Consider the following 26,813-nt stretch of genomic DNA (forward strand, 5'->3'; position numbering starts at 1 on the left):
AACCTATGAGCATAAAAAAAGCGCCTGCACTATTAATAATATAGTAGTAGGCGCTTTTTTATTTATACGATATAAATAGACAATGGTTTAAAACACTCGGTTCAAACCATTCAATGCCGCCACACGATATGCTTCTGCCATCGTTGGATAGTTGAAAGTCGTATTTACAAAGTATTCAAGCGTGTTATTGCTCTTACACTTCATCACTGCTTGACCGATGTGAATAATCTCTGAAGCGTGGTTGCCGTAGCAATGGATGCCTAGAATCTCTAACGTATCACGATGGAACAATATCTTTAATACACCCGAACGTTCACCGATAATTTGGGCACGTGCCAAATGCTTAAAGAACGCCTGACCCACTTCATATGGAACTTTTTCATCCGTGAGCTCTTGCTCTGTCTTACCGATACAAGAGATTTCAGGAATCGTATAGATACCCGTCGGTACACTAGATACTGGCTCAGCATCACTATCACCAACCATAAAGGCAGCGGCACAGCGACCTTGGTCGTAGGCGGCAGAGGCTAGTGACGGCCAACCGATTACGTCGCCAGCAGCATAGATATTGTCGACGTCCGTACAGTAAGTATCATCTACTTTTAGCTGACCACGGCCGTTTGCTTTTAGCCCAATGGCTTCTAAATTCAGGCCTTCTGTATTACCTGAGCGACCATTTGACCAAAGAATGGCATCAGATTTGATGCGCTTGCCGCTCTTTAGGTGCAAGACTACATAATCATCATGAGTCTCAAGATGATCAATCTCTTCGTTACTACGGATAAGCACACCGAACTGTCTAAAGTCATGCGCGATGGCATCACTGATTTCGCTGTCTAAGTAATTAAGCAATTGATCTTGGTTATTGATTAGATCAACTTTGTAGCCAAGACCAGTAAAGATAGACGCATACTCACAGCCAATAACCCCTGCACCATAAATGATGATTTTTTTGACCACATAATCCATTTGCAAGATTTTGTCAGAGTCAAAAACGCGTGGATGGTTAAAGTCTAAAATCTCAGGACGGTAAGGACGGCTACCGACAGTGATGATGGCTTTATTGAAAGTGATGGTTTCATAAACATTTTCATCGACTTCAATACGTAGCGTATGTGCGTCAATGAAACTTGCCCAACCTTGGATGACTTCGATACGGTTGCGCTCATAAAAGCGTGTATGCGTACTGACTTGACGACGAATAACTTGACGCGCTTTGGCGAGTACTTCATTTAGCGGTACTTGCTTATATTCCATCGCCTTAGTAAACATTGGATCGCGACGGAAGTTAATCAAGTTAAATACAGATTGGCGCAATGCTTTACTTGGAATTGTACCGACGTGAGTAGAGTTACCTCCTACTTGATCACGCGGATCGACGACGACCACTCTTTTACCAGATTTAGTCAGCTTCATGGCAGCGGCTTCACCAGCAGGACCTGCACCTAAAACCACCGCATCATACTCATACTCGTGATCGTCACTTTTTAGTCGACGAGAATCTTTGGTAAATCCAGATTTGATATCGATTCGTGTGTCATCGAGCGGATTCACTAAGTCAGGATGATGCATGACATCATCAGTCACTTGCTCGTGAGTCTGCTCTATCTTTTCTTTTTTGTTCTTACCTTCGGTATGTTCAGGGCTTGGCACGTGTCCGCTAGATTTATTTGATACTTCGGTATGAATATCTTTACCAGTATCATTGGTCTCGTCGCTTGCACTTTTACTTACCATGATGTCCTCTTTATATTTATTTATCGAGTAAATGTTTGAGATATAAATGAATCAATATGTAGATGAGTTAGTATCATGTAGATAAATGAATACCGCCCTACTAAGGCATGCCCACCATACGTTGTGACAATATGTTTTGCAATGTCCAGTGACCAGTAGCGCTCTGTTGCCCTTCATCAATCTGCGGGCGGGCGCTAATAATGTACTCTGTACCAAGGGTTGGTTTAAAATCGTCGATCCAGTCATAAGGAATCTGGAATACGCTACCGTCTTTAGACTTAGCAAGTAGGCACTGCATTGGCAGTTCTGAGGCACAGGCCACACGGTTTGGCATGACGGTCAGTGTCTGTGCTTCTCCCAATACAATACTTGGAATATAGCGCGGCTCAGGTACTGGATCCTTTGCAAATGGTGATGTTTGACAAGCACTCAGTAAAGTCGCTGCACTGATTAAACCTGCCATTAACAACGATGGCTTTATAGATTGATAGGCTGAAATCATAGTATTCTCTATATGATAATTATCTAGGATGAAATGATGTATGTTTATTAGTGTTTTTTGCGCATTTATTAAAGCTGCCTGAACACTTATTGATACCGATTGAACAGATACTGTTTAAGCTGACATTCACTATCCAATACGGCGTTTGAGACCTGTCATCTGCAAAATACGCGTGGCAATCTCTTCAACAGACATCTCCGATACATCTAAGCTTGGGATACCGTGCGTGATATAGATACCCTGAATCGCGCGCTGCTCTTGCTGACATTGCTGATAGCTTGAGTAACGACTGCCTGCACGGCGCTCTTGACGGATTTTTACTAAGCGATCAGTATCAATAAGCAAACCAAACAGCTTATCTTTGTGCTCACGTAAAGCTTTCGGCAACTGATTGTCGTACAAGTCATCTTCGGTCAAAGGATAGTTAGCCGCTCGAATACCGAATTGTAATGCTAAGTATAAAGAAGTCGGCGTCTTACCTGAGCGCGATACACCCACCAAAATAATATCGGCGGCATTATAGTGACGAGTACGCGCGCCATCGTCATTGTCTAAGGCAAAATGCACTGCATCGATACGCTCTTTATAAGTTTCAGAGTCGACATCATCATGTGCATGCCCTGAATGACCATCTGGCTCCACACCAGTCTCTTCTGCAACACGGCCAATCAGACCTTCATACATATCTAAATTACAGCTATGCGCTGAGTTAATTTTTTCGCGAATCTCAGGATTGACGATCGTATCGAAAACCAATGGTAACGACCCATCACGCTGATGCGCCATATTGATTTGTTCAACCGCATCTTCAGCACGCTCTAAGCTATCGACATATGGCAATACTCTTGTCTCAAAAGGAACTGAGGCAAACTGACTCAAAATAGCGCGTCCAAGTGTCTCAGCCGTAATCGCTGTGCCATCTGAGATAAAAAACGCCGTTCTAATCGCCTGTGAGCTGTCCAAGTTTAGCGCATGGCGATTTTGGATAGTGGACTTAACTTGTTCAGATGGATTGCTTGAGTACATATCGTTGACACCTCGGTTGAAAACTCAATAATGACCTTCATTTAGTTTCTGGTATAGATCTTAGTAATAATTCAGACTTGGTAAATGTTTAGCAGTTATTGACTATTAATAGCATTACTTTGACTATCATTAATAGTGTGGCTTTTACTTAGATTTTTACAGTTACCTTTATAACTCGTATAACTAGGCTTTATAACTGCCTACTTCAAACGAGCCTTTTTCAGTACCTATACCGCACATTTATTATACAATGTGCATCAACTATCTATGCGCTACATTATACGCATATTAGCTTCTTAATAGAAATCAATGTTACAGGCGTACACTTAGCACCAACATTGTTTTTCATATTGTCGTCATAGTTAATTCACCTCTCATTAAGGCTTTTTTTATGCTTCTTCTATTATGCTTTGTTTATACAGATACATAATATTGAAACATAAGTTATGGAAATGCTCTAGATGTGGCCTATTTGAATACGTTTATTTTATGCAGTAATTGGCTTTTATAAGCGTACAACATCGTCACTAACAATCACATTTTTCATCTGAGTAAATACGAAACTTGATGGGACTGGCTCTAATTTATGTAGCAAACCCCACAATTTGTATATTTTTAACAAGTTTTTTGGTGAAAACCCTCGAAATTGTCCTAATATGGCGGTATAATTCACCGTTATAATCTTTACTAAATAACCTTATTTTCTGGAGTTATCATGGCAGCGCAATCTACAGCACTTGTAATCAATCTTGATCAGCTAGGAAAAGACGACATCGAAATGGTTGGTGGTAAGAACGCTTCGCTTGGCGAAATGATCAGCCATCTTTCTGATTTAGGCGTTAGTGTTCCAGGCGGCTTTGCCACCACTTCAAATGCATTCAACCGCTTTTTGACTGAAACAGGCTTGCTTGACAAAATCAACAGCGAGCTAAAAACACTAGACGTAAATGATGTTAATAAGCTTGCGGCTACTGGTAAAAAGATTCGTACTTGGATTATTGAACAAGAACTGCCAAAAGATCTTGAGCAAGAAGTACGTCAATCATTTGAGACCATGAGTGGCGGCGAAGACATCGCTGTTGCTGTACGTTCTTCTGCCACTGCTGAAGATTTGCCAGATGCGTCATTTGCCGGTCAACAAGAAACCTTCTTGAACATTCGCGGTATTGATAACGTCCTAATTGCTATTAAAGAAGTATTTGCCTCTCTATATAACGACCGTGCAATCTCTTACCGTGTACACAAAGGTTTTGAGCACGAAGGTGTTGCACTATCTGCTGCCGTACAGCGTATGGTACGTTCAGAGACTGGTGCTGCTGGTGTTATGTTCACGCTAGATACCGAAAGTGGCTTTGATCAAGTGGTATTCATCACGTCAAGCTATGGCCTAGGTGAAATGGTTGTACAGGGTGCGGTTAACCCAGATGAGTTCTACATCTCTAAGAAATTGCTAGCCAATGGCAAACCGTCAGTTATTCGCCGTAACCTAGGTAGCAAGCATAAGAAAATGGTTTATGGTGATGAAGGCAGCACGGCTAAATCAGTTAAAACTGTCGATGTTGAAAAACAAGATCGCATGCAGTTCTCGTTATCGACTGAAGAGCTAACTTCACTTGCCAAGCAAGCGGTAACGATTGAACAGCATTATGGCCAAGCGATGGACATCGAGTGGGCAAAAGATGGCGATACTAACGAAATCTTTATCGTTCAAGCACGTCCTGAGACTGTTAAGAGCCGTCAAGACAGCAACGTAATGGAACGTTATGTCATCGACACGACTGGCGCAAAAGTATTGTGTGAAGGTCGTTCAATCGGTCAACGTATCGGTTCAGGTAAAGTGCGTATCGTTAGCAACCTAAACGAGATGGACAAAGTAGAAGAAGGCGACGTATTAGTATCAGACATGACTGATCCGGATTGGGAACCAGTTATGAAGCGCGCCTCTGCTATCATCACCAACCGTGGTGGTCGTACCTGTCACGCCGCTATTATCGCGCGTGAGCTAGGTGTGCCAGCTATCGTTGGTTGTGGTAACGCAACTGAGCTATTGGTTGATGGTCAAGACGTAACTGCTTCTTGTGCTGAAGGTGACACTGGTTTCATCTACGAAAGCCAGATTGATTTTGAAGTGCAGACCAACTCTGTTGAATCTATGCCAGAGCTAGCATTCAAAGTGATGATGAACGTTGGTAACCCAGATCGCGCATTCTCATTCACCCAAATGCCAAACGAAGGTATTGGTCTTGCACGTTTAGAGTTCATCATCAACCGTATGATTGGTGTGCATCCAAAAGCTTTGCTAAACATGAACAGCTTGCCACGTGAAATTTCACAAGCAATCCAAGAGCGTATCGCAGGCTATGCATCACCTGTTGACTTCTATGTTGATAAATTGGTCGAAGGTATCTCAACGCTAGCTGTTGCCTTTATGGATCAGCCAGTGATCGTTCGTATGTCAGATTTCAAATCAAACGAATACGCTAACCTGCTTGGTGGTAAGTTATACGAGCCATCAGAAGAGAACCCAATGCTTGGTTTCCGCGGTGCTAGCCGTTATGTGTCTGATAACTTCCGTGACTGTTTTGAGCTTGAGTGTAAAGCACTAAAACGTGTACGTGATGACATGGGCTTGACCAACGTTGAGATCATGATTCCATTCGTACGTACTGTTGGCGAAGCCAAAGAAGTCATCGAATTACTTGAGAAAAATGGTCTAAAACGTGGCGAAAATGGTCTACGCGTCATCATGATGTGTGAGCTACCAACCAACGCCTTATTGGCAGAAGAGTTCCTAGAGCATTTCGATGGTTTCTCAATCGGTTCTAACGATTTGACTCAGTTAACGCTTGGTCTTGACCGTGATTCAGGTATCGTCTCTCATCTATTTGATGAGCGTGATCCTGCTGTTAAGAAACTATTGTCTATGGCTATCGAAGCTTGCCGTAAGCAAAACAAATACGTCGGCATCTGTGGTCAAGGTCCATCAGACCATCCAGATCTAGCTTTCTGGCTAATGGAACAAGGTATCAGCTCAGTGTCATTGAACCCTGACTCAGTATTAGATACTTGGTTCTTCTTAGCTGGTGAAGAAGCGAAGTAAACCGCTACGTTTAGTCACAGCGGTCATTCACACAGTCATTAAAGATACCACTATTAGGGTCTATTTGATTTTTTCAAATAGACCCTAATATAATGTCCTAAGACATGACTAACTATGCAGGCAATTATGCAGATTTTCCTTGCTCGAAATAACGTACAAGCTGGCCCATATCAGTTGGAGCAGCTGAATATCATGCTGGCATCTGGTGAAGTATTGCTTGATGATTTGATGTGGCATGAAGGCTTAGCTCAGTGGCAGCGCGTAGGTGATCTTACCAATAACCAAACGGTTTATCGCCCGACCGGTGCTAACACGCCTGAAGTAAACGACTCCATCATCAATAACGTGACCGTCTTCCCTGAAGATACCAACAAAGCGAAAGATGATAAGTCAGTATCGTTAGACAGACTATATGGCAAGCCTGAACGTCCTAAAAATGTGAAGGCCGATATGACGACCAATCGTCATCAAACGCCGCACAACAATGTGTCATTAAACAAGTCGACTCTCAAAAAGGCTGTTGCAGACAAAGATAAAACCGTGGGCAACGTGGTACTTGCCCCGATTATGTCGCGAGTATTGGCGACGGCACTTGATTGGCTGCTATTGATAATGGCATTCTTACCATTAATGTTGGCTATGAAAAACTTAGGCGACATACCTACAAGCTTTCAAAGTATAGATGCAGCACTTCAATACTCGGCAACTTTATCAGAACGCATTCCGAAAGCGACACAGCTAATGTCGAATGTCATGGTATTCGGTCTTATCGCTTTGCAATTACTTTTTATTATCTTACGAGGTCAATCGTTAGGCAAACTAATTACTGGTATTCGGGTGGTCGACCAGACAACTCATCGTTTGCCTTCTTTTGTCAAATTGGTTGTAATACGCACGCTTGTATTAGCATTAATTTACATGCCTCTTTCTACTTCATTTATAGTATTCATACCTTTAGCTATCCATTATTACATGGCATCGAAGAGCCCTGAAAATATTGGTTGGCATGACAAACTTGCCAAAACCTTAGTGGTCAAAGCAGACAGTAGCCAACTAGTAAAGAAGTCAAAATCTGAATAACAGTATTTTGGTTTGGTTATTGGTTTTATAGCTCGTTATAATTAAAAAAGCTGCGTACTATCGCGGCTTTTTTATTTAGCAAAGCTTATTTAGCCTCTTTTTATATTTTATTGGCAGTAGCTTGATGATTAACCTTTGTGTTAGTTGCCGAGTACTGTTATAATACGGCGCTTTATAAACTAAGCTTATTCTTGATTGTTTTTTATAAAATATGACTAGAATTGGGCTTACCTTATAAATCTCCTTGCTATTAACATAGGGTTAATAGCTACTAATCCGTAAGGAGTCATAATGCGACATTACGAACTGGTGTTACTTGTACACCCAGACCAAAGCGACCAAGTGGTCGGCATGGTTGAGCGCTACATCAAGTTAGTTCAAGACAACAACGGTGTTATCCATCGTCTAGAAGATTGGGGCCGTCGTCAACTGGCTTATCCAATCAACAAGATTCACAAAGCTCATTACGTTCTTTTCAACATTGAAACTGACGGTGAAACTTTAGCTGAACTTGAAGAATTATTCCGTTATAACGACGCGATCATTCGTAGTCTAGTTATGCGCCGTGACGAAGCTGTCACTGAAGAGTCGCAGTTAGCCAAGAATGCCGATGAAAAACGCGCACGCAAAGCAACTACTCGTCGTCCAGACAATCGTGAAAACGATAATGACGACAACGACAACAGTGAAGACTAATTAAAGGAGAATACTCATGGCACGTTTCTATCGCCGTCGCAAATTCTGCCGTTTCACTGCTGAAGGCATCACTCACATCGACTATAAAGATGTTGAATTGCTAAAACAGTACATTAGTGATAATGGTAAAATCGTACCAAGCCGTATTACTGGTACATCTACTAAATATCAGCGTCAATTAGCGACTGCTATCAAGCAAGCTCGTTATTTATCGCTACTTCCATACACTGATAACCATCAAGGTTAACCGCTAACTAGGAATGACTCATGCAAATTATTTTGTTACAGCGTATCGTCAACCTTGGTAAACTCGGTGAAACTGTCGATGTAAAACCAGGTTACGGACGTAACTTTCTTATCCCTCAGGGCAAAGCACTACCTGCTACTAAAGCTAACATTGAAAAGTTCGAAGCACGTCGCGCTGAACTTGAAGCTGAAGAAGCAAAAGAGATCGCTGTTGCTCAAGAGCGTGCTGATGCATTGACTGACGTTAATGTTATCATGCGTGCTAAATCAGGTGACGAAGGCAAGCTATTCGGCTCTATCGGTACTCGCGATATCGCTGAAGCATTGACTAACTCAGGTCTAGAAGTAGACCGTGCTGAAATCAAGCTACCTGAAGGCACTCTACGTCAAGTTGGCGAATACAATGTTGATATTCAGCTACACCATGACGTTACTGCTAGCATCTTAGTTACTATTCTTTCTGAAGATGGTAACAACGAAGATTCAGCTGACGAAGAAGCTGCTGAAGAAGACTATTCTGAAGAGTAATCTTCTATATAGTTAGACTCAGTCTGCAAAAAGCCAGCAACTTAGGTTGCTGGCTTTTTTACGTGCGTCATTTTTGACATTAAAGTCTATGTATTTAGACTATTTATATCGCTAACTTACACCCCTTTATCTCGATAAATTAGGATTTTATATATTCCTAAACAGCTTAGGATTCTCAAAAAATCTATTGCTATGATAGCGGTGTTATCTATGCAATGTTGTAGTAACTAAATGCAACAACTACCTTAAAAACGCTATACCAAACAACAAGATACTGCCTATATAATCATCTTTATTACTATTAGCAGAATTGATAATCTACTGCTATCTAATGTACTAATAGGGCGCAAGAACATGAAAGAAAATAATAACATCCATACCGATGACAAGCTTATCTGTATTCAAGGTAATGCATACTACTCCGAAGGTGAGGTGTATACAGTTGGCAGAATAGTCAATGACAAATACTTTCAGCTGCTGACCAGTGGCAATGATGATCATTGGTATGCCACATTGGATGATCAGGGCATTTACGTCAGCTTTGATACTGAAACTGCTACCAATAACAAAGCTTTTTTTGATAAGATTGCCTAACTGTCAATCAGGGCACTCCTTAGAATACCTATCCTAAAAATAGTTATTACTCAGGTAGATAAATATTGTTTAGACAAAAACTGGTCATTATAGATGGCCAGTTTTTTTTGGTTTGAAGTATTAGCAATTGCTAGTTATACAAGTATTTCCACACACGTCTTCGACGTTTTCTTACTGATTTCCGTCATTTCAAAATTAAGTATCTCTCAATTTTTTGTCAACAGCGCCAACTATTTAACGAATCTATTTCCTAGCGGCGTCTATTTGCTATAAAATATGCCCCTTTAAAATTTCGTATCGTTAGTGATGCAGATAGTTGGTCCAATATCGTTTAAATGTAGATATGGTAAAAGCACTTGCAATCACTACGCAAAGTAGAATTAGCAAGCTATATACCGTATTTAATCTCGATATAATTGGCTGTATTGCATTGGTAATCAATTAAGATATAAACCATATTGAGACAGTGATGATTGTATTTTGGCTTGTGCTGACCATTCTTTTTATTATTTTCGCTACCGCAAAATTAAAGTGGCATCCCTTTTTAGTGTTGATTTTATCCGCTTTTTTGGTCGCGCTATTTTATCAAGTACCGCTTAATACTGTAGCAAAAACGATCTCTGATGGTTTCGGTGGTATCTTAGGCTATATCGGTCTTGTGATTGTATTTGGTACGATTATTGGCTTAATCCTTGAAAAAACGGGTGCTGCTATCGTAATGGCAGAGTCCGTTATTAAAGTATTGGGGCCACGCTTCCCTACTTTGACCATGTCTATCGTCGGTGCGGTCGTTTCTATACCTGTATTTTGTGACTCTGGCTATATTATCTTAAACTCTCTAAAAGAGTCTTTAGCTGAGCGCTTACATGTATCAAGTGTCGCGATGAGCATTGCCTTGGCCACTGGTCTATATGCCACCCATACCTTTGTACCGCCCACGCCAGGCCCAATCGCAGCGGCAGGTAACTTAGGTCTAGAGTCAAATTTGGGTTTAGTCATCATGGTCGGTGTGGTCGTGACAGCAGTTGCAGTACTGGCTGGCTGGTGGTGGTCTAATCGCTTCCTTAACGCTACTCCTGACAATATCAATGCGGCAGATGCTCCAGCAGCAATGCCTGAAGGAATGAAAACTCGTGACGATTACAGCCATTTGCCTTCAGCGACAATGGCTTTCTTACCGATTATCGTTCCTATCATATTAATCTGCTTATCGTCGGTGGCTAATTTCCCAAGCGCACCGTTTGGTAGTAGCATGGTAGCGGAGATTTTGATATTCATTGGTAATCCGCTTACTGCACTACTTATCGGTTTGTTCTTATCCTTTTTCTTGATTAAATCAAGCCAAAAAACGCAAGAAATCAGCGACAGTATCTCGCAAGGTTTGGTAGTAGCAGCCCCTATCCTATTGATCACTGGTGCTGGTGGCGCATTTGGTGCCATGCTAAAAGTGACGCCGATTGGCGATTATCTAGGTTCGACGCTATCTGCCTTAGGATTGGGTATTTTTATGCCATTTATCGTCTCTGCTGCGCTAAAAACAGCACAAGGCTCAACCACGGTCGCATTGGTCACAACCTCTGCAATGGTTGCCCCACTGTTGAACCAAATTGGCTTGGACAGTGAGCTTGGCCGTGTATTCTGCGTGATGGCAATTGGTGCTGGTGCCATGACCATCTCGCATGCCAATGACAGCTTCTTTTGGATTGTTAGCCAGTTTAGTCGCATGAGCGTGGCACAAGCGTACAAAGCTCATTCAATGGCCACTGGTATCCAAGGTGTGACTAGCATCGTATTTATCTGGTTGTTAACCCTAGTGTTTATCTAGTTCATGAGATTGGGTACTTATACATACGTTTATTTGATTATTACTAAGTAAATGTTTTAAAACATGACACTATCGCAATGATCGTGTCATTAAGATATTCAAAGAGAGCCATATGAAAATTTTGATCGCCCCTGACTCGTTTAAAGAAAGTTTAGAAGCACTGGACGTGTGCCACGCCATTCAATCTGGCTTTATTCAAGTGTTTCCAGATGCTGACTACAAGCTACTGCCAATGGCCGATGGCGGTGAAGGTACCTCAGCGGTATTGTCTTATGTATTGGGCGGGCGCTGGAAAGAAGTCAGAGTACATGACCCATTAATGAGACCGATTACGGCAAAGTATCTGTTATTGCCTGACGCGACTGCTGTTATCGAAGTGGCTCAAGCCTGCGGATTGCACCTACTGACAGCTGATGAGCGTAATCCCGTTATTGCGAGTAGTTATGGTGTTGGGGAGCTGATCGAAGATGCGTTAGAAGAAGGTGCTAAGCGTATCGTTATCGGTCTAGGTGGTAGCGCAACCAATGATGCAGGACTTGGTATGCTAATGGCGTTAGGCATAACATTTCATGACATCAATGATAGCCTACTCACTCATGGTGGTGGCGCACTTGCCAGCCTACATAAGCTCGATAATACTAGCCTGCATGCAAGGATATCAGACACGGTATTTGAAGTTGCTTGTGATGTGACCAATCCATTATGCGGTCTGCTGGGTGCAAGCGCAGTGTTTGGGCCACAAAAAGGCGCTTGCCCAGAGCAGGTTAATACTTTGGACAAGGCACTCAGTCACTTTGCGACCATATGTGGACAGCATGGCTATGAAGACTGTCAATACGTTGAAGGCGCTGGCGCTGCTGGCGGTCTTGGCTATGCGATGATGACTTTCTTTCAAGCTCAGCTAAAGTCAGGCTTTGATACGGTTGCCGAAGTGGCTCACCTGTCACAGCATATCGCAGAGGCAGATCTCGTCATCACTGGCGAAGGTAAGCTTGATGCGCAAACCGCCATGGGGAAAGTGGCAGGCGGTATCAGCCAAATCGCTAAAGCTAGCCGTACACCTGTCATCGCTATCTGCGGCAGTGTCGATGGACTAAAACCTGCTCAAACCAGTCAGTTCGATGTGGTCATGCCGAGTATCCAAAAAGTAGACACGATCGATAATGTATTAGGTTCTGCTTACAACAATATTGAGACTACTGCTGCTAATATTGCTGCAAGTATCAAACTTGGGCAGACTTTAAGATAGACGTAATCTTTCATAGTCGCAATCTATCAATGAACCTCTTCTGTTAAATGCGCAGCTATTGAACCTTTTATTAGCCCTTTGTTAGCTGTGCATGTATCATTCACTCTCAACATATCTATAGCCATTTTTTTACTTCATCAATGACCGTCTGCATTCTATTAGAGAGTGCCTGCTGTCTTCTGACTGCCAGATATAGCGTTTCGCTAACGGCAACTGGTAAATGATGACTGTTAATCAGTTCAGGCTTTGGATAAGCAGCCACGGCATGTGCTGGCAAAACAGTAAAACCTATTCCCCTGCTGACGGGCTCTAAGATTAACCCTATCTGATTCGAAAATCCTTTTTTCTCAAAGTCATTGATATGCTGAAATTGCTCATAATTGGCAGTCAGTAGCATGCCTGCATGATGGGCACCATCTGGATGATCGATAAATCCAAGTTCGATAAGCTGCTCCCAGCTAGGCTCTACTGTAGCCGCAGGGGTTACTAGTATCAATGCTTCTTGTGCCATAGGCCTGCAGCTAACTGTTTCATCGTCTGAGATATCCGTCATAAAGCCAATATCAATCTCGTGATTTGCCAGTGCCCGCTCTATATCAGAATTTGGAGCAAAACGATAATCAATCACTAGTTTTGGGTGCTGCTGCTGTAAAGACAAAAGCTGCGAATATAGTTTAAGTCCCACACTACCCGGTGACATCAACCGTACCAATCCTTCGTAAGGTGGATCTTCACCGATGCGCTGTTCTAAATTTGATAATCGCTGCAATATCTCGCCTGCTTCTTTATAAAGCTGCTCACCTGCATTGGTCAATGAAAACTGCTTTCCTTGACGAATCAACAAGTCCGTATCTAGTTGCTCTTCTAACTTACTTATGTGTTGGCTCACACCAGACTGCGTCATATATAGACGTTCAGCTGTGCGGGTAAAGTGCCCAACTTCAGCAAGCGTGCAAAAGGTGCGTAACCATGTGATATTTATCATTACTTTTCATAATTATTTATATAATATTTGATAATTTTACATAATGAATATGCGTTTGTATACTGGCCTCACGTTAAACAAGAATACAGCAAACAGGAGCACAAACTATGAACAACGTTTATCCAAGAAGCTTTTCGCACATCGGTCTGTCAGTACCTGACTTAGATGCCGCCGTAAAATTTTATACTGAGGTGATGGGGTGGTACACCATCATGGAACCAACTGAGATTATCGAAGATGATAGCCCGATCGGTGAGATGTGTACTGAAGTATTCGGTGCTGGTTGGGGCAGCTTTCGTATCGCTCACCTATCTACTGGTGACCGTATCGGTGTTGAGATTTTTGAATTCAAAAATCAAGAAAACCCTGAAAACAACTTTGAATACTGGAAAACTGGCATCTTCCACTTTTGTGTTCAAGATCCAAACGTTGAAGAACTGTCTGAGCGTATAGTTGCAGCAGGCGGTAAAAAGCGTATGGAAAAACCACGTTACTACTACCCTGGTGAAAAGCCATATCGCATGATTTATATGGAAGACCCGTTTGGTAACATTGTTGAAATTTATAGCCATAGCTACGAGCTTATCTATAGCGAAGGCGCATACTAGGTTCAGTATAAATTTAAGTTAGTATAGATTTAGATTATATCTGATTGAAAAACCAATAGCGTACTCATCATCTGAGTGCGCTATTTTTTCGTGCGCTTTCTATGTGCTCCATCTATCGTATAGAATATGAGCCATGCTACTATTTAGTCAGCTATATATAAAACTATAAACCAACCCATTATCAAGGATGATAAATGACTCAATTAGGCACCACTCTAGACCTAGACGACCTTCTGGTTATTAGAGAAGACAATAAAGAAAGTGGCGTCGTCACGCTCACCTTAAACCAACCCAAACAATTCAATGCCCTGTCCGTTGAAGTACTATCTGCCATGCAAGCAGAACTGGATAATATCGCTCAAGACGATACGATCAGAGTCGTGGTTATTCAAGCGACAGGCAAGGCATTCTGTGCTGGTCATAATCTAAAACAAATGCGCGCACACTCAGATGCAGCATTTCACCGTGCCCTATTCCAACAATGTAGCAAAATGATGCTTACCATCAACCGTATGCCACAAGTCGTCATTGCAAAAGTACAAGACATTGCCACCGCTGCAGGGTGTCAGCTGGTCGCAGCTTGTGATTTGGCCGTTGCCGCTGATAATGCAAAATTTGCCACCTCTGGGATAAACGTTGGGCTTTTTTGCTCTACGCCTGCTGTAGCCGTCAGCCGTAATCTACCTCGTAAGCAAGCATTTGAGATGCTGATTACGGGTGAGTTTATCGACGCGCATACTGCCTTGCAATATGGATTAATCAATCGAGTTGCGCCAGTAGAGCAACTTGATCAGACACTACAGTCACTGATAACAGTAATCACTGCCAAGTCTCCGGTAGCGGTGAGAACTGGCAAAGATATGTTTTATAAACAACTGGATATGAACGTTGAAGATGCATATGACTATGCCAGTGAAGTAATGACGGGCAATATGATGGTAGACGATGTGGGTGAAGGGATTGATGCTTTTATTGTGAAGCGCCAAGCAGTATGGAAAGGGTGTTAGTACCTATGACACTAATGACTGTATCGTTTAGCTGACGTCATATAGCGTAGGCTTCATCTAGAAAGCTAGCACGCCCTTTTTCAATAATTAAACTTGCTTATTGCCAAGCATAAAAAAGGCCACGATATCATTATCATGGCCTTTTTTATTTCTATTTGATACGGATGCTATAGGTACTATGAGCAGTCTTTACTCAGCAGCGATGGCGATCATCTCAACCAATAGCTCAGGACGTGCCAAAGCTGACTCGCCACAAGCGCGAGCCGGTGGCTGAACACCTTCAAACCACTGGTCATAAACTTCATTCATAGCAGCAAAATCAGCCATGTCTTTGATCCAAACCGTGACTGATAGTAGCTTTGATTTATCACTGCCAACTTCTTCTAGCAACGTTTGGATTTTTTCTAGACAAGTCAATGTTTGCGCTTTGATATCGTCTTCTGCATTACCTACCTGACCACACAAATAGATCGTCTGGTTATGGATTACGGTTTTGCTCATACGTTGATTGCTGTGTAGTTTCTTAATCATGTCTATACCTTTCATTTATTAATTTAAGTCTGTGCTAACTATAGTCAATCCACTATAAAAGCGTTACAGCGTTAACCTCGCTTGAAGTATGACATATACATCTGCACTCGGTTGCCTTGTACCGCTCTTAAATTGGATCAACTATATATCAGATACGCACTTAGTTAGAAAAACGCTGGGCACTAAATGGTGCAAGATCGACCAATGCAGGCTTATCGTGGATCATCTCTTCAACCAGACGACCTGTCATTGGACCTAAGGTAAAGCCTTGATGACTGTGACCAAATGCGAACCATAGTTTGTCATGCTTGTCAGCAGGACCGATTACTGGCTTCATATCAGGCATACAAGGACGTGATCCTGCCCATGCTTCACTCTCAACTGCATCCTCTAATGGCAAGATTTTTTTAGCAAGCTTCAATACAGTTTTTAACTGACCAAAGTTCTTTGGCGCATTCATCGTGGTCATCTCAGCACCAGTGGTGATACGGATACCCTGCTGCATTGGCCCCATCACAAAGCCTTTGTCCATATCAAACATACTGTGATTAATGGTGTTCTTTTCTGTCACTTTGAAATGCTGATGATAACCGCGCATTGGGAACAACGGCAGATTATAGCCAAGTGGTCTGATCAAATCATTAGACCATGGGCCTGCTGCGATAACCAATTTATCACTATAGTAGGTATCGTTATCAGTGATAATTTTCCAGCCTTCGCCATCTTGAACGATTTCTTTCACATCGCTTTCTTTGATCGTACCCTGCATATCTTGGAAGTTTTTTGCATAAGCTTTCACGAGCGAGCTTGGGTTTGATACTTGCCATGAATTTAACCAATGAATGGCACCAACGAAACCTTCAAAATTGGCACGAGGCTCCATTGCTTTTAACTCTTCAAGGTTCAGTACGTTATGCTCGACACCTTGGTTACGCGCATCAATCGCGGATGCTTGCGCTTCTTTGAACGTCTCTTCTGAGCGATGTAGTTGTAACCAACCATCACGAGTAATGAGCTCATCAGCACCAGAAGCGCTAATCATGGTTTGATGCTCACTGGTACAATGCTCAATCAACGTCTGCCACTCTGATTCAATCTTTTTGACTGAAGCCGGCGTAGAGTATTTCCAGTACTGAAGCAGGGCTTGGTGATAACGCAAAATGGCCGGAATACGATAGCGAATATCGGTCCCTTGGTTTGGCAACACTCTGATCATTTCTGTCAGCTGACGAGGAAAAGGATGTGTGTGAATGGCTTCGCGCTGAATCAATCCTGCATTGCCGTATGAGGTCTCTGACCCTGGCAATTTTTTGTCTAACAATAATACATTTGAGTTATTTTTTTGTAGATGCCACGCGATTGACGTGCCAACCATACCTGCACCGATAACGATAACTTCGTAGCGCATAACCTATCCTTTTCTTAGGGTGTTAATACAGAGTATCAAATATAAGGGTCTAACAGAATTAGGTGGTAATAGTAACGCATTAGGATAAATTTAAAACCCTTATCTGAGAAATATTTTCGCGTCATATACTTTTGGTTATGGGGTTTTTGAGAAGGTATTTTTGATAGGAATAACACTGGCATTGAGCAATAATCCAGTAACAAATTTGATGAAAATAGTGTCAAAATTATCCAATATTTTTGCACGTGAAACCTTCGACTATTCGAAAGCTCACTTATCTATATTACTGAATAGCTTTATTAGCTTATGTTTAATTGATTGGATAATCAACTAAACATAGAATATTACCACCAAATGCGATCATCGTCTTCTATCATGGTTCGCCTTGTCGTTTCAACCGTGACCTCATCCGCAGATAGCTCAGCGATAAAACGTGACGGCTTATCAAAATATCCAGAATAACTAGAAAAGTAATTTGGTGCTGTCAGATATAACTGCGTCTTCGCACGACTACAAGCAACATAAAACAGCTTACGCTCTTCTTCTAATGCTTCAAAGTCATCTAAAGAACGATGATGCGGCGTGATGCCATCTACTAAAGAATTCACAAATACTACTGGCCATTCAAGCCCTTTAGCACTATGAATGGTCGAGATAGTGACTTTGTCATTGCTACTGTCTTGCCCGTTATCCGAATTGCCCATCACAGCAACTGAATCATTAGGTGGGTCTAAAGCGAGATTTTCTAAAAAACTATCAAGGCTTGTGTGCTCTGTCGCTAAGTTCTTCAATACCCGAAAATCTTCGGTACGCTCACGCCAATTGTCTTCAATCAGCTTTAACACTGGAATATAAAACTCAAGAATATGTTCAATAGCTGTATCAACCGATTCAGCTTGCTGTGCCTTGGTAAGCGCATGATATAGAGGCTCTAACTGATCACTTTTTTTCGAAAATGGCACTGCTAGTAAAGATTCAAACGCATTGTTGTCAGCAGTAATGGCTTGGGTTAAGCGCGTCGCCGTTACTGCACCCACCCCTTTAAACAAGGTTAAAATACGATGCCAAGCAATCGTGTCATTTGGGTTATAGAGTATTTTGACAAAGGCCAATACGTCTTTGATATGACGTCTTTCAATGAACTTGATACCACCCACAACGATAAAGGGAATGTTGCGCGCCATAAACTCTAGCTGTATGTAATTGGATTGAAAAGACGTACGGCATAATACGGCAAAGTCGTTGTAATCATATTCTGGCTTTAGCGCGACAATCTGATCAGTGATATAACTCGCTTCTTTTGTCTCGTCACTTAATCGTCGGAATACTGGATTGTGTCCTTCTATCGGCGCATCAGAATATAGCTGCTTTTGATAGCCTAGCGTGATTTGCGCGGACAACGCATTGATATAATTTAAAACGGAGGGCGAGCTGCGATAATTTTGCTCAAGCTTAATAAGTTTGGCTTGAGGATAGGTCTCACCGAACAGCAAAATGTTTTCATAATTGGCACCGCGAAACGCGTAAATACTTTGATTGTCATCACCGACTACCATCAGCGATACCGCCTCAGGCTCACATATTAAGTCGATTAGCTGCTTTTGTGGAATATTGGTGTCTTGATATTCATCAACCATAATATAACGATATTGGCTTTGCAGTAGCTGTCGAAAGGTGTCATTGGTTTTTAAGTGGCGTACCACCTGACTGATAATATCGTCAAAATCATATAAGTGATTGGCGCGCTTGTACTCATGAAAGTCGACTGCCAATTGTTCGATAATTGGAATATGTACGGCGATATCTGGGTAGTTACTTTCGATTAAGTCGCGAATATGTATACGTCTGTTTCTAGACGTCGATATGATATTTTGTAGCGTTTTTTTACGCGGAAAGGCTTGTGACTTGGTCTGATTAGGATACTTTTTTTCTTTATGCACCAAGTCGATAGCATCCTCACTATCTCCAGTATCCAAAATCGTAAACCTTGGATTGATACCGAGCAGCCCTGAATATTGACGCAGTAACATATTGCAAAACGAGTGAAAAGTACCACTAGTGATGCTATTTAATGCTTTATCAGTTGGCAGCTTATCCTCAGCCAGCTCTTCATCTGATAGCTTTTGATTTGAAAGACTGCTTGCCAGCAAAGACTTAGCGCGATCTTTTATCTCATTCGCGGCTTTACGCGTAAAGGTCAGTAGCAGAACCTCTTTAGGCGACACCCCGTTTTCCAATAGATAACTGGTGCGATAGGTCAAAGTTTTGGTCTTGCCCGAACCTGCACCAGCAATGACTAATACTTTGCCTTCGATCGTAGTCGCGGCCATTAACTGATCGGGATTTAACTCTCTAGCATAATCGACTTTTAACCCCAATCCACTATCTAGCCTCTGCTTTAATAACTTGAGGTTCTTCGTCTCATCAGTATCAATTAAATTTGCTTCTAGCTTTTTAATAGCCTGTTCAAGCCGAGTCAGTTTAGGCTTCATCTCAAGGAAATTCTGCGGGTATTTATAGTGGCGTGTGTCAAAAATCGAAGTTGTCATTATCTAAAATTGCCTTACATTTTATTTTGGCGATATTATCAGCTTATATCTGACTATCTATAGCTTTAGAATAAGTATGATTTGCTAAACCTAGCAGAATATCTGTGCTGAATTTACGTGAAGTTCAAGCCCTTATCTATAAGTGACAGTTTAGCATATTAAAAAATAGTGGTTATCAACCTACATAAGCTATGTGTCACTCGTATTGATTCGCCTTATTCATTTTTAAGCTCCTAATATGACCTACTTTTATCATAAAGCTGCGTATTATCATCGAGTAAAAACCTGAGCATATACCGTAACAACCTCACCCCTATTCAGGTAAATTTGCTACAATATGCCCAATTTTGATTTATCATTTAACCAAACTTTATACCAACTGATTTTATTAATACATTGAGAGAATGTTATGGGTTTTAATTGCGGCATCGTCGGCCTACCAAACGTGGGTAAATCCACCTTGTTTAATGCGTTGACCAAAGCGGGTATCGCCGCTGAAAACTTTCCATTTTGTACCAAAGATCCCAACACGGGTATCGTACCAGTACCAGACCCACGCCTAAAACAACTGGCTGATATCGTCAATCCTGAACGCGTATTACCAACGACCATGGAGTTTGTTGATATCGCAGGTTTGGTCGCAGGCGCGTCAAAAGGTGAAGGCATGGGTAACCAGTTCCTAGCCAACATCCGTGAGACCGATGCGATTGCTCACGTTGTACGCTGTTTTGATGATGACAATGTGGTACACGTTGATGGCCGCGTTAGCCCGATTGATGATATCGAAACCATCAACACTGAACTGGCACTTGCAGATTTAGAAGCTGTTGAGCGCGCAATCCACAACCAAACTAAAAAGGCTAAAGGTGGTGATAAGGATGCGCAAGCATTGCTTGATGTGTTCAAAAAAGTTGAACCATTATTAGCAGAAGGTAAAGCGGCTCGTGCTGCTAACCTAGACGCTGATGAGAAAAAACTGATCAGAAGCTATGGTTTAATTACGCTAAAGCCAACCATGTATATCGCTAACGTCGCTGAAGATGGTTTTGAAAATAACCCATACCTTGACGCTGTTCGTGACTATGCCACTGGTGAAGACTCTATCGTCATCGCCCTATGTAACCAAATCGAAGCTGAAATCGCACAGCTCGATGAAGATGATAAGAAAGACTTCCTAGCTGAAATGGACATGGAAGAAGCCGGTCTTGATCAAGTAATCCGCGGTGGCTATGACTTACTAGATATGCAGACTTACTTTACCGCTGGCGTGAAAGAAGTACGTGCTTGGACTGTCGCTATTGGTGCGACAGCGCCGCAAGCAGCTGGCGTAATTCATACTGATTTTGAGCGTGGTTTTATTCGTGCTGAAGTCATTGCGTATGATGACTTTATCGAATACAACGGTGAAAAAGGCGCTGCTGCTGCTGGTAAATCGCGTTTAGAAGGTAAAACTTACATCGTACAAGATGGCGATGTGATGCACTTTAGATTTAACGTGTAACTTTAAATAGTACAGCTTATTTAAAGTTAATTAGCCGATGTTGGATATTCTCCATCATCGGCTTTATTTTTTCAGTATATTGTTATATTATAACATATCTTTTTTTGCTTATTTGAGGATTTATATCGTGACTAATTATTTTTCTAAACTTGCAAGTATTACGATACTAGGTAGTGTGATGGCAGGTTCCCTATTGGGTTGTCAGCCGAACAACGATAGTGAAGCAGTAGTATCTGAAGAAGCGCCAGTAGATAATAACGCCGAACATGAACAAGGTCATGAGATGCATGAAGATCACGGCCACGAAGAACATAGCGATATGGAACACGGTCATGAAGGGCCTAATCATGAAGGACACGATCATAAAAGCCATAGCCACGAAGAACATGCGCACGCAGGACACGATCATGCAGCTCATGCCAACAACAGCACTCCTTTCTCTTGTGAGCCTACTGCTACTATCGGCGTTTCTTATCATAGCGACAGTACACCGCAGACAGCGCATTTGCTCATCGATGGTATCGAATACGATTTAACAGCTACTGCTAATAGTGAAACTGATAAGGGCATCTATACCAGCGATATTGGATTAGACGATACCCACGGCATCATATGGCAAGTAAATGGAGACAAAGCGACATTGCTCAAGAAGACACTGGACAGCGATGTAGCTATCGACAAAGAAGACGTACTTTTTAACTGTCAAAAGTCTTAATATAGTCGTTTCAATATAATTTGGATACAAGCAAGGCGAGTGAAATTACTACAAATAGTAGGCTAAGCGAAACTGGCACCGTATACAATTTATAGGGCATTAACTCTAGTCAAAGAAGTCTAAAATGAGTACAAGGCAGCCGACTACAGATTGTACAAATAGCACCTTTAAGGAGGGGAACGCCGTAGTCGTTTAGTAGTTCTCTGACTATATAGCTGTACCAAGGGCGCTATTTTGCTATGCTAGAGGCTCCCTTGGTTCCGGATGTTTCAATATGCTAAATAAACCAACTTCCTTGTCGTCCCCTACCACACAATGGTCACATCTCCTAAACTCACAGCGTCTTGGTGCTTCCAAAAAATTTAACGCCAATACCAGTACTCGTTCTCAGTTTCATAAAGACTATGACAGACTGGTATTTTCTCACTCTTTTCGTCAGTTAAATCAGAAAACCCAAGTCCATCCATTGACCAATCAGCTCGGTATTCATACGCGCCTGACTCACTCGCTAGAAGTTTCTTCTATTGGTCGCTCTTTGGGAATGATGGCTGCCGAAAAAATCCATGACGCACTAGGTAGCGGCCTACCAGCAGGAGTTTCACCTGCAGACGTCGGTGTGATCGTACAAGCAGCTTGTCTCGCTCATGACATTGGCAATCCGCCTTTTGGCCACGCTGGAGAGTATGCGATTCGTGATTGGTTTAAGCAGCCTGAACCGCAAGCAATTTTGCAAAATTTAAGCAGCAACGAGCGACTGGACTTACTGGCATACGAGGGTAATGCTCAAGGGTTTCGCCTATTGGCACGTAATGAGCATCATCCTGACAAGGGTGGTATGCGGCTCACCTGTGCCACGCTAGGCGCCTTTATGAAGTATCCGTGGTTGGCAACTCACAGTAACGATGTCAATGAAAACCATTATAATGTGCAGAAATTTGGCTGCTTTTATAGCGAGGCCTCTCAACTAGAAGAATTAGCGGCATGCTTGCATTTACCACGCTCGGAGCAACATGATGGCTTTGCGCGCCATCCATTGGCTTATCTGCTAGAAGCGGCAGATGATATCTGTTATGCGCTAATCGATTTAGAAGATGGCATCAATCTGAATATGCTAACCTATAGCGAAGTGGCTACGATATTTTATGAGCTGATTGGTGAACGTCCGAGTAGCGTAAACTTGCCAGCGCATATGTCTGTCAGACAAAGTCTCGCCTCCCTGCGGGCACGAGCCATGATGCGTTTGGTCAATACCGTCACCGATGCCTTTGTAGCCAACAGTGATGCATTGCTAGCTGGCACGTTGCAAGGCAGCCTATTTGCCCATTGCGATACCAGCGTACAAAATGGTATTAATCAAGCTAAGCAACTGGCACGCGAAAAAATATTTAATCATCCGAGCAAAGTAAGAATGGAGCTGATGGCCAATCAGTGCTTGCATAGCCTATTGAATGCCTTTATGCCACTCGCTTGGACAGGGTCGCAATCTGCTACTATGCAGCCGCCGATGTCTTTTGAGCAGCAACGTCTGTTAAGATTACTACAGCCCCATCTTGACGAACATCGCCGCATCTTGTCTGACGATATCTATCATAATGTCTTAAATATTTTGGATTTTATTACAGGTATGAATGACCATGAAGCTTATCGACTGGCGCAAGAATTGCAGGGTCATTGGGGCACAGTGGTTTAAAAGACCAGTACAGGTTTAGTAAATTAACACGAATGACGTATTTCAGTCGTATTTATGCGTTGAAATGAGTATGATAAACACCTACCGGACAATTTTGAAATATTATGAGCAGTCGCGAACAAAAAAAACTTCAAACTCGGCACGCCTTTTTTAATGCTGTGCTCGATTTATGTATGACAGGGCAATCTTTTAGCTCTATCAGTCTCAGACAAGTAACACGCGAGGTTGGCGTTGTGCCGACTGCGTTTTATCGCCATTTTGATGATATGGAGTCACTCGGGCGCGCTTTGGTCATTGAGGAATTGGGCGGTACGTTAGCCACGTTAAGTGATAGCCTGCAGATTGGGCGCAAACGTAGCTTTGATCGTCAAATCGCAAAAAGTATTCAGCTATTCTTGTATATGGTCAGCGATCAGCCTTATTACTGGCAGTTCTTGGTCAGTGAGCGTTATGGTGGGTCAGAAGCAGTACGAAAAGCCATCAATGAGTTGATTAAGATACATGCTCAAGGGTTGGCCGACGACTTAGCGTTGCAGCCAGCGTTTACCCATATCAATGCTTATGACCGTCGCTTATTGGCTGAGGCTGGCGTAAATATGTTCTTCTCTTGGATTATTGATTGGCTAGAGCTGACCTACACGGAAGATCATGATGATGAGATTGATCTAAACGAAATCGAAGAGAACAAACAGCTGATGCTGCATAACTGTACTCGTCAAGCACAGATGCTTTTTTACGGGGCTTATAATTGGAAGTCTAGCGAAGAAACACGCCTCAAAGACTAAATACGATCTCAATACCCTCTGCTAAAAGCTCGGATGAAATGCCCATAGTCGCTGTGTCACTACTTTGACTTCCTTGGGCATTTTACTGTCTACCTCACTACTATTACTCGCCTGATTATTATTAGCAGCCTCACTACTATTAACTACTTGATTATTATCAACGACAGTTTTACTAATCAAAACAGTAGCAAAACGCTCTCTCGCTTGACCGACAGTTGCATTATCATTCGCTGTGATAAGCGCCATAAATGCTTGGCTATCAACGGCAAGCATTGGTGTTAAGGCTTTTTGTTGCTCATCATTTACACTGCCAAATATCGGTAATTGCCATACTGCATCAATAGACGCTAGCGCCTGCTGTGCGCGCATATCTACCAGAGCTTGCATCTGTTGGCTGTTAGCACTATCAACTAGTGCGGCTAACAATACAGGACTGGCAGTATTGATATTAATCGGCACATAATAAGGCACTGCGGTAATATAAGGCCGTAATACTGCTAATGTCTCAGCGCTTACCCCCGTCACTTCTAGTAGCTGATCGATACTGACAAAAGGCTGATTTGGCAGAGCATCTGTTGCTACAGCGTTTGACTGCTGCGCATATACCGTACTTTCATCACCGCCATCTTGATATACCTCGCCGTCCGCATCTTGCCAATCCAGTATAGCAATAGCAATATCAGGCTCTAGATTTAGTTGCGTGAGTAGTCGTTGGAATACTGCTAAAGCAGTGGTATTGGCCGACCCATCTTGATACAAGTTATTAATGTTAAAACGACCAGACTCATCGCGTAGCTCGACGCTGACACTGTGACTAGCCAATGCATAAGGTGGTATGGGCTGCGCCCAGATATCTTGCGCACTATCAGTATCATTGATGTTGCTATCAGCGCGAATCATCGCCACTGCCAGCTGCTGACCTGCATCGATATCTTGCAGCAACTGATTTTGATCGAACAACAGACCACTACGCCTAATTGCAATTTTTTGGCTAGCAAGCATCGATCCTGCAACCACAGTAATACTCACTACCAGTAATAAGATAGTCAGCAGTGCAACACCGCGTTGAGAGTTCGCAGTCATCGACATACATAGCCTTTGTTGTTGAGCAATTGATGCATTTTAACTACTACCTTCTCAATTATTCGTTCCCGCACTACTATTATTGTCACTACCATCACTACCGCTGTTGTCATTATTAGCATTATCATTGCTGCTACTATCTGTGTTATTGACTATTGCTATGCGATATCGGTTGCGGGGCGAGTGCCCATTGCCAAGTGATTGGCATATCTTGGTATGTAAAGCTGACCGCGATTCCTTTCGGTAATAAAACAGCTGTGGGCTTAGGACTCGCTGTATTCGCTGATCGTCTCGCCGCTGTATTTGTACTACTGTTCGCGTCATCGCTTGGAAATCTGCTACTTAGCTCTGGTAGATAAGCTTGCCAGCTCCCTGCTGTGACACCTTCGAGCAATACGCTGTCTAGGCTGACGCTGTCACGCCCGCCTTCCATACTAGTATACTGACGACGTATCAAACGCTCATCCGCAAAAATATATTCGATACGTTGGATGCTATTACTATTCTGATATCTTGGATCAGGATCGGCAAAGCGTACAAAGCTGACATGCTCGCCATCTAAGCTCATAAATGGCTCAGGTGCCATTTTGTTTATTTGCTCGCTTGATTGGGAGCTAGTGTTCGCGTTAGTACTATCGCTTGGACTGTTATTCGTCGCACTGACACTTTGAGTAGTAGCCGCTTGATAAGGGATAATTTGACCCATGTCTTGCTGTAATTGCAAATAGGCGTACTGCAAGACAGCCAGATTGTCAGCATGAAATTGCGCGCGCTCACGAGCACGGTTGACCCCATCAAACACTTGCCAGCCTGCAACGGCTAGCATCGCAAATATTGCCATCGCAACCATTAGCTCAAGCAGTGTAAAACCACGCTGATGCCTCACAGACCGCCCCCTGCCTGCTCGCTATTACCTGCTATGCTTAGACCACTCAAATCCAAACTGCCTGTATCTTGCTCAGCATTACTTAGCATCACAGTGATATCAGTGACCGAGGTGCGAGTCTGTCCATCTATAATAGGCGCAACTGCGATATTTACTTCTTTTAAGGCAGGTGTGATGGCGTCACCGACTGTCATTTTTATTTGCCAATTGCGCCCTTGTGCATTAACGGTTTGGGTGCGGTTGGCTGTCAGCCACGTCCCTTGAATACGTAAATCAGCGGCGGCATTTTGAGCGACGAAGTGAGCAAGCGTACGAGTACGCAATATATCAACTGAGCTCAGATATGCACTACTGGCACGGCTCGCCGCGACTGCTACCACTGCAAAAATAGCCAGAGCAACCATCACTTCGATAAGGGTAAAGCCGCTTTCTCGCCCAGACTTGAGTGATATAAATTTTGATGATATAGGCTGATTTGTCAT

24 protein-coding genes are annotated in these 26,813 nt (G+C 42.6%); 14 read left to right on the forward strand and 10 right to left on the reverse strand.

Annotated elements, in window-relative coordinates; genetic code table 11:
- Positions 1-87 precede the first annotated feature (87 nt).
- The 3 genes from sthA to I3254_RS12805 form a co-directional block, all read right to left on the reverse strand.
- The gene (gene sthA, locus I3254_RS12795) at positions 88-1,737 is read right to left on the reverse strand and encodes a Si-specific NAD(P)(+) transhydrogenase (RefSeq protein WP_057759390.1); all 1,650 of its coding nucleotides are present in this window, start codon (positions 1,735-1,737) and stop codon (positions 88-90) included.
- 100 nt (positions 1,738-1,837) lie between these two features.
- Positions 1,838-2,239: a DUF4377 domain-containing protein gene (locus I3254_RS12800; RefSeq protein WP_238053126.1), complete on the reverse strand. Its 402-nt coding sequence runs from the start codon at positions 2,237-2,239 to the stop codon at positions 1,838-1,840.
- A 129-nt stretch (positions 2,240-2,368) separates the two neighbouring features.
- Entirely contained in the window at positions 2,369-3,202 is an 834-nt protein-coding gene (locus I3254_RS12805; RefSeq protein ID WP_238053312.1) for a pyruvate, water dikinase regulatory protein, read from the reverse strand.
- 778 nt (positions 3,203-3,980) lie between these two features.
- On the opposite strand from I3254_RS12805, the gene ppsA reads away from it, so the two are divergent.
- From ppsA to I3254_RS12845, 8 genes are all read left to right on the forward strand, one after another.
- The gene (gene ppsA / locus I3254_RS12810) at positions 3,981-6,365 is read left to right on the forward strand and encodes a phosphoenolpyruvate synthase (protein WP_101205441.1); all 2,385 of its coding nucleotides are present in this window, start codon (positions 3,981-3,983) and stop codon (positions 6,363-6,365) included.
- Positions 6,366-6,491: 126 nt separating this feature from the next.
- Positions 6,492-7,445 (forward strand): RDD family protein, encoded by a 954-nt coding sequence (locus I3254_RS12815; RefSeq protein WP_238053127.1) that lies wholly within the window; start codon positions 6,492-6,494, stop codon positions 7,443-7,445.
- Between the two features lie 291 nt (positions 7,446-7,736).
- Positions 7,737-8,141 carry a 30S ribosomal protein S6 gene (rpsF, locus tag I3254_RS12820; protein ID WP_101205443.1) on the forward strand — a complete coding sequence of 135 codons (405 nt, stop codon included), beginning with the start codon at positions 7,737-7,739 and terminating at the stop codon, positions 8,139-8,141.
- Positions 8,142-8,157: 16 nt separating this feature from the next.
- On the forward strand, positions 8,158-8,388 hold the full coding sequence (rpsR, locus tag I3254_RS12825; RefSeq protein WP_010198808.1) for a 30S ribosomal protein S18: 231 nt from the start codon (positions 8,158-8,160) through the stop codon (positions 8,386-8,388).
- Between the two features lie 20 nt (positions 8,389-8,408).
- Positions 8,409-8,915, forward strand: coding sequence for a 50S ribosomal protein L9 (gene rplI, locus I3254_RS12830; protein WP_057759378.1), 507 nt, complete (start codon positions 8,409-8,411; stop codon positions 8,913-8,915).
- A gap of 354 nt (positions 8,916-9,269) precedes the next feature.
- Positions 9,270-9,509: a hypothetical protein gene (locus tag I3254_RS12835; RefSeq protein ID WP_238053128.1), complete on the forward strand. Its 240-nt coding sequence runs from the start codon at positions 9,270-9,272 to the stop codon at positions 9,507-9,509.
- A 469-nt stretch (positions 9,510-9,978) separates the two neighbouring features.
- Positions 9,979-11,334, forward strand: a complete 1,356-nt coding sequence (locus tag I3254_RS12840; protein WP_102091298.1) for a GntP family permease — start codon at positions 9,979-9,981, stop codon at positions 11,332-11,334.
- 112 nt (positions 11,335-11,446) lie between these two features.
- Positions 11,447-12,583: a glycerate kinase gene (locus I3254_RS12845; RefSeq protein ID WP_238053129.1), complete on the forward strand. Its 1,137-nt coding sequence runs from the start codon at positions 11,447-11,449 to the stop codon at positions 12,581-12,583.
- Positions 12,584-12,698: 115 nt separating this feature from the next.
- On the opposite strand, the gene I3254_RS12850 is transcribed toward I3254_RS12845, so the two are convergent.
- Positions 12,699-13,568 (reverse strand): LysR family transcriptional regulator, encoded by an 870-nt coding sequence (locus tag I3254_RS12850; protein ID WP_102094902.1) that lies wholly within the window; start codon positions 13,566-13,568, stop codon positions 12,699-12,701.
- Positions 13,569-13,675: 107 nt separating this feature from the next.
- Here I3254_RS12850 and I3254_RS12855 point away from each other — a divergent pair, with 107 nt between their 5' ends.
- Together I3254_RS12855 and I3254_RS12860 are read left to right on the forward strand one after the other, a co-directional pair.
- Complete coding sequence (locus I3254_RS12855; protein WP_238053130.1) at positions 13,676-14,176, forward strand: lactoylglutathione lyase family protein; 501 nt, start codon at positions 13,676-13,678, stop codon at positions 14,174-14,176.
- Between the two features lie 194 nt (positions 14,177-14,370).
- A complete protein-coding gene (locus I3254_RS12860) occupies positions 14,371-15,183 on the forward strand; it encodes an enoyl-CoA hydratase (RefSeq protein WP_238053131.1) in 813 nt (270 codons plus the stop codon).
- A gap of 189 nt (positions 15,184-15,372) precedes the next feature.
- On the opposite strand, the gene I3254_RS12865 is transcribed toward I3254_RS12860, so the two are convergent.
- From I3254_RS12865 to I3254_RS12875, 3 genes are all read right to left on the reverse strand, one after another.
- Entirely contained in the window at positions 15,373-15,711 is a 339-nt protein-coding gene (locus tag I3254_RS12865; RefSeq protein WP_102091315.1) for a RidA family protein, read from the reverse strand.
- A 163-nt stretch (positions 15,712-15,874) separates the two neighbouring features.
- Positions 15,875-17,122, reverse strand: a complete 1,248-nt coding sequence (locus I3254_RS12870) for an FAD-binding oxidoreductase (protein ID WP_238053132.1) — start codon at positions 17,120-17,122, stop codon at positions 15,875-15,877.
- A 344-nt stretch (positions 17,123-17,466) separates the two neighbouring features.
- Positions 17,467-19,671, reverse strand: coding sequence for an ATP-dependent helicase (locus I3254_RS12875; RefSeq protein ID WP_238053133.1), 2,205 nt, complete (start codon positions 19,669-19,671; stop codon positions 17,467-17,469).
- Between the two features lie 409 nt (positions 19,672-20,080).
- On the opposite strand from I3254_RS12875, the gene ychF reads away from it, so the two are divergent.
- The 4 genes from ychF to I3254_RS12895 all read left to right on the forward strand — a co-directional run bounded on the left by ychF (position 20,081) and on the right by I3254_RS12895 (position 24,362).
- Positions 20,081-21,172, forward strand: a complete 1,092-nt coding sequence (gene ychF, locus I3254_RS12880) for a redox-regulated ATPase YchF (RefSeq protein ID WP_238053134.1) — start codon at positions 20,081-20,083, stop codon at positions 21,170-21,172.
- Between the two features lie 127 nt (positions 21,173-21,299).
- On the forward strand, positions 21,300-21,887 hold the full coding sequence (locus I3254_RS12885; RefSeq protein WP_238053135.1) for a hypothetical protein: 588 nt from the start codon (positions 21,300-21,302) through the stop codon (positions 21,885-21,887).
- A gap of 274 nt (positions 21,888-22,161) precedes the next feature.
- Entirely contained in the window at positions 22,162-23,577 is a 1,416-nt protein-coding gene (locus tag I3254_RS12890) for a deoxyguanosinetriphosphate triphosphohydrolase (protein WP_238053136.1), read from the forward strand.
- 104 nt (positions 23,578-23,681) lie between these two features.
- Positions 23,682-24,362, forward strand: coding sequence for a TetR family transcriptional regulator (locus I3254_RS12895; RefSeq protein WP_057759356.1), 681 nt, complete (start codon positions 23,682-23,684; stop codon positions 24,360-24,362).
- A gap of 21 nt (positions 24,363-24,383) precedes the next feature.
- Here the strand turns inward: I3254_RS12895 and gspK are convergent, their stop codons facing one another.
- The 3 genes from gspK to gspI form a co-directional block, all read right to left on the reverse strand.
- Positions 24,384-25,451, reverse strand: coding sequence for a type II secretion system minor pseudopilin GspK (gene gspK / locus I3254_RS12900; RefSeq protein ID WP_238053137.1), 1,068 nt, complete (start codon positions 25,449-25,451; stop codon positions 24,384-24,386).
- 139 nt (positions 25,452-25,590) lie between these two features.
- A complete protein-coding gene (gene gspJ, locus I3254_RS12905; RefSeq protein WP_238053138.1) occupies positions 25,591-26,331 on the reverse strand; it encodes a type II secretion system minor pseudopilin GspJ in 741 nt (246 codons plus the stop codon).
- Positions 26,328-26,813 carry a type II secretion system minor pseudopilin GspI gene (gene gspI, locus I3254_RS12910; RefSeq protein WP_238053139.1) on the reverse strand — a complete coding sequence of 162 codons (486 nt, stop codon included), beginning with the start codon at positions 26,811-26,813 and terminating at the stop codon, positions 26,328-26,330. The genes gspJ and gspI overlap by 4 nt, the downstream gene beginning before the upstream one ends.

The sequence above is a fragment of the Psychrobacter sp. Ps2 genome, assembly GCF_022129405.1.
In the GTDB taxonomy this organism is placed as follows: Bacteria; Pseudomonadota; Gammaproteobacteria; order Pseudomonadales; family Moraxellaceae; genus Psychrobacter.

Excerpts from the sequence above, each read along its gene's own strand:
- rpsF (WP_101205443.1), top strand. The coding sequence starts at position 7,737 with ATGCGACATTACGAACTGGTGTTACTTGTACACCCAGACCAAAGCGAC.
- rplI (WP_057759378.1), top strand. The coding sequence starts at position 8,409 with ATGCAAATTATTTTGTTACAGCGTATCGTCAACCTTGGTAAACTCGGT.
- rpsR (WP_010198808.1), top strand. The coding sequence starts at position 8,158 with ATGGCACGTTTCTATCGCCGTCGCAAATTCTGCCGTTTCACTGCTGAA.
- I3254_RS12815 (WP_238053127.1), top strand. The coding sequence starts at position 6,492 with ATGCAGATTTTCCTTGCTCGAAATAACGTACAAGCTGGCCCATATCAG.
- I3254_RS12800 (WP_238053126.1), bottom strand. The coding sequence starts at position 2,239 with ATGATTTCAGCCTATCAATCTATAAAGCCATCGTTGTTAATGGCAGGT.
- I3254_RS12875 (WP_238053133.1), bottom strand. The coding sequence starts at position 19,671 with ATGACAACTTCGATTTTTGACACACGCCACTATAAATACCCGCAGAAT.
- ppsA (WP_101205441.1), top strand. The coding sequence starts at position 3,981 with ATGGCAGCGCAATCTACAGCACTTGTAATCAATCTTGATCAGCTAGGA.
- I3254_RS12890 (WP_238053136.1), top strand. The coding sequence starts at position 22,162 with ATGCTAAATAAACCAACTTCCTTGTCGTCCCCTACCACACAATGGTCA.
- sthA (WP_057759390.1), bottom strand. The coding sequence starts at position 1,737 with ATGGTAAGTAAAAGTGCAAGCGACGAGACCAATGATACTGGTAAAGAT.
- I3254_RS12840 (WP_102091298.1), top strand. The coding sequence starts at position 9,979 with ATGATTGTATTTTGGCTTGTGCTGACCATTCTTTTTATTATTTTCGCT.
- I3254_RS12845 (WP_238053129.1), top strand. The coding sequence starts at position 11,447 with ATGAAAATTTTGATCGCCCCTGACTCGTTTAAAGAAAGTTTAGAAGCA.
- ychF (WP_238053134.1), top strand. The coding sequence starts at position 20,081 with ATGGGTTTTAATTGCGGCATCGTCGGCCTACCAAACGTGGGTAAATCC.
- gspK (WP_238053137.1), bottom strand. The coding sequence starts at position 25,451 with ATGTCGATGACTGCGAACTCTCAACGCGGTGTTGCACTGCTGACTATC.
- I3254_RS12895 (WP_057759356.1), top strand. The coding sequence starts at position 23,682 with ATGAGCAGTCGCGAACAAAAAAAACTTCAAACTCGGCACGCCTTTTTT.
- I3254_RS12870 (WP_238053132.1), bottom strand. The coding sequence starts at position 17,122 with ATGCGCTACGAAGTTATCGTTATCGGTGCAGGTATGGTTGGCACGTCA.
- I3254_RS12855 (WP_238053130.1), top strand. The coding sequence starts at position 13,676 with ATGAACAACGTTTATCCAAGAAGCTTTTCGCACATCGGTCTGTCAGTA.
- I3254_RS12835 (WP_238053128.1), top strand. The coding sequence starts at position 9,270 with ATGAAAGAAAATAATAACATCCATACCGATGACAAGCTTATCTGTATT.
- gspI (WP_238053139.1), bottom strand. The coding sequence starts at position 26,813 with ATGACAAATCAGCCTATATCATCAAAATTTATATCACTCAAGTCTGGG.
- I3254_RS12860 (WP_238053131.1), top strand. The coding sequence starts at position 14,371 with ATGACTCAATTAGGCACCACTCTAGACCTAGACGACCTTCTGGTTATT.
- I3254_RS12850 (WP_102094902.1), bottom strand. The coding sequence starts at position 13,568 with ATGATAAATATCACATGGTTACGCACCTTTTGCACGCTTGCTGAAGTT.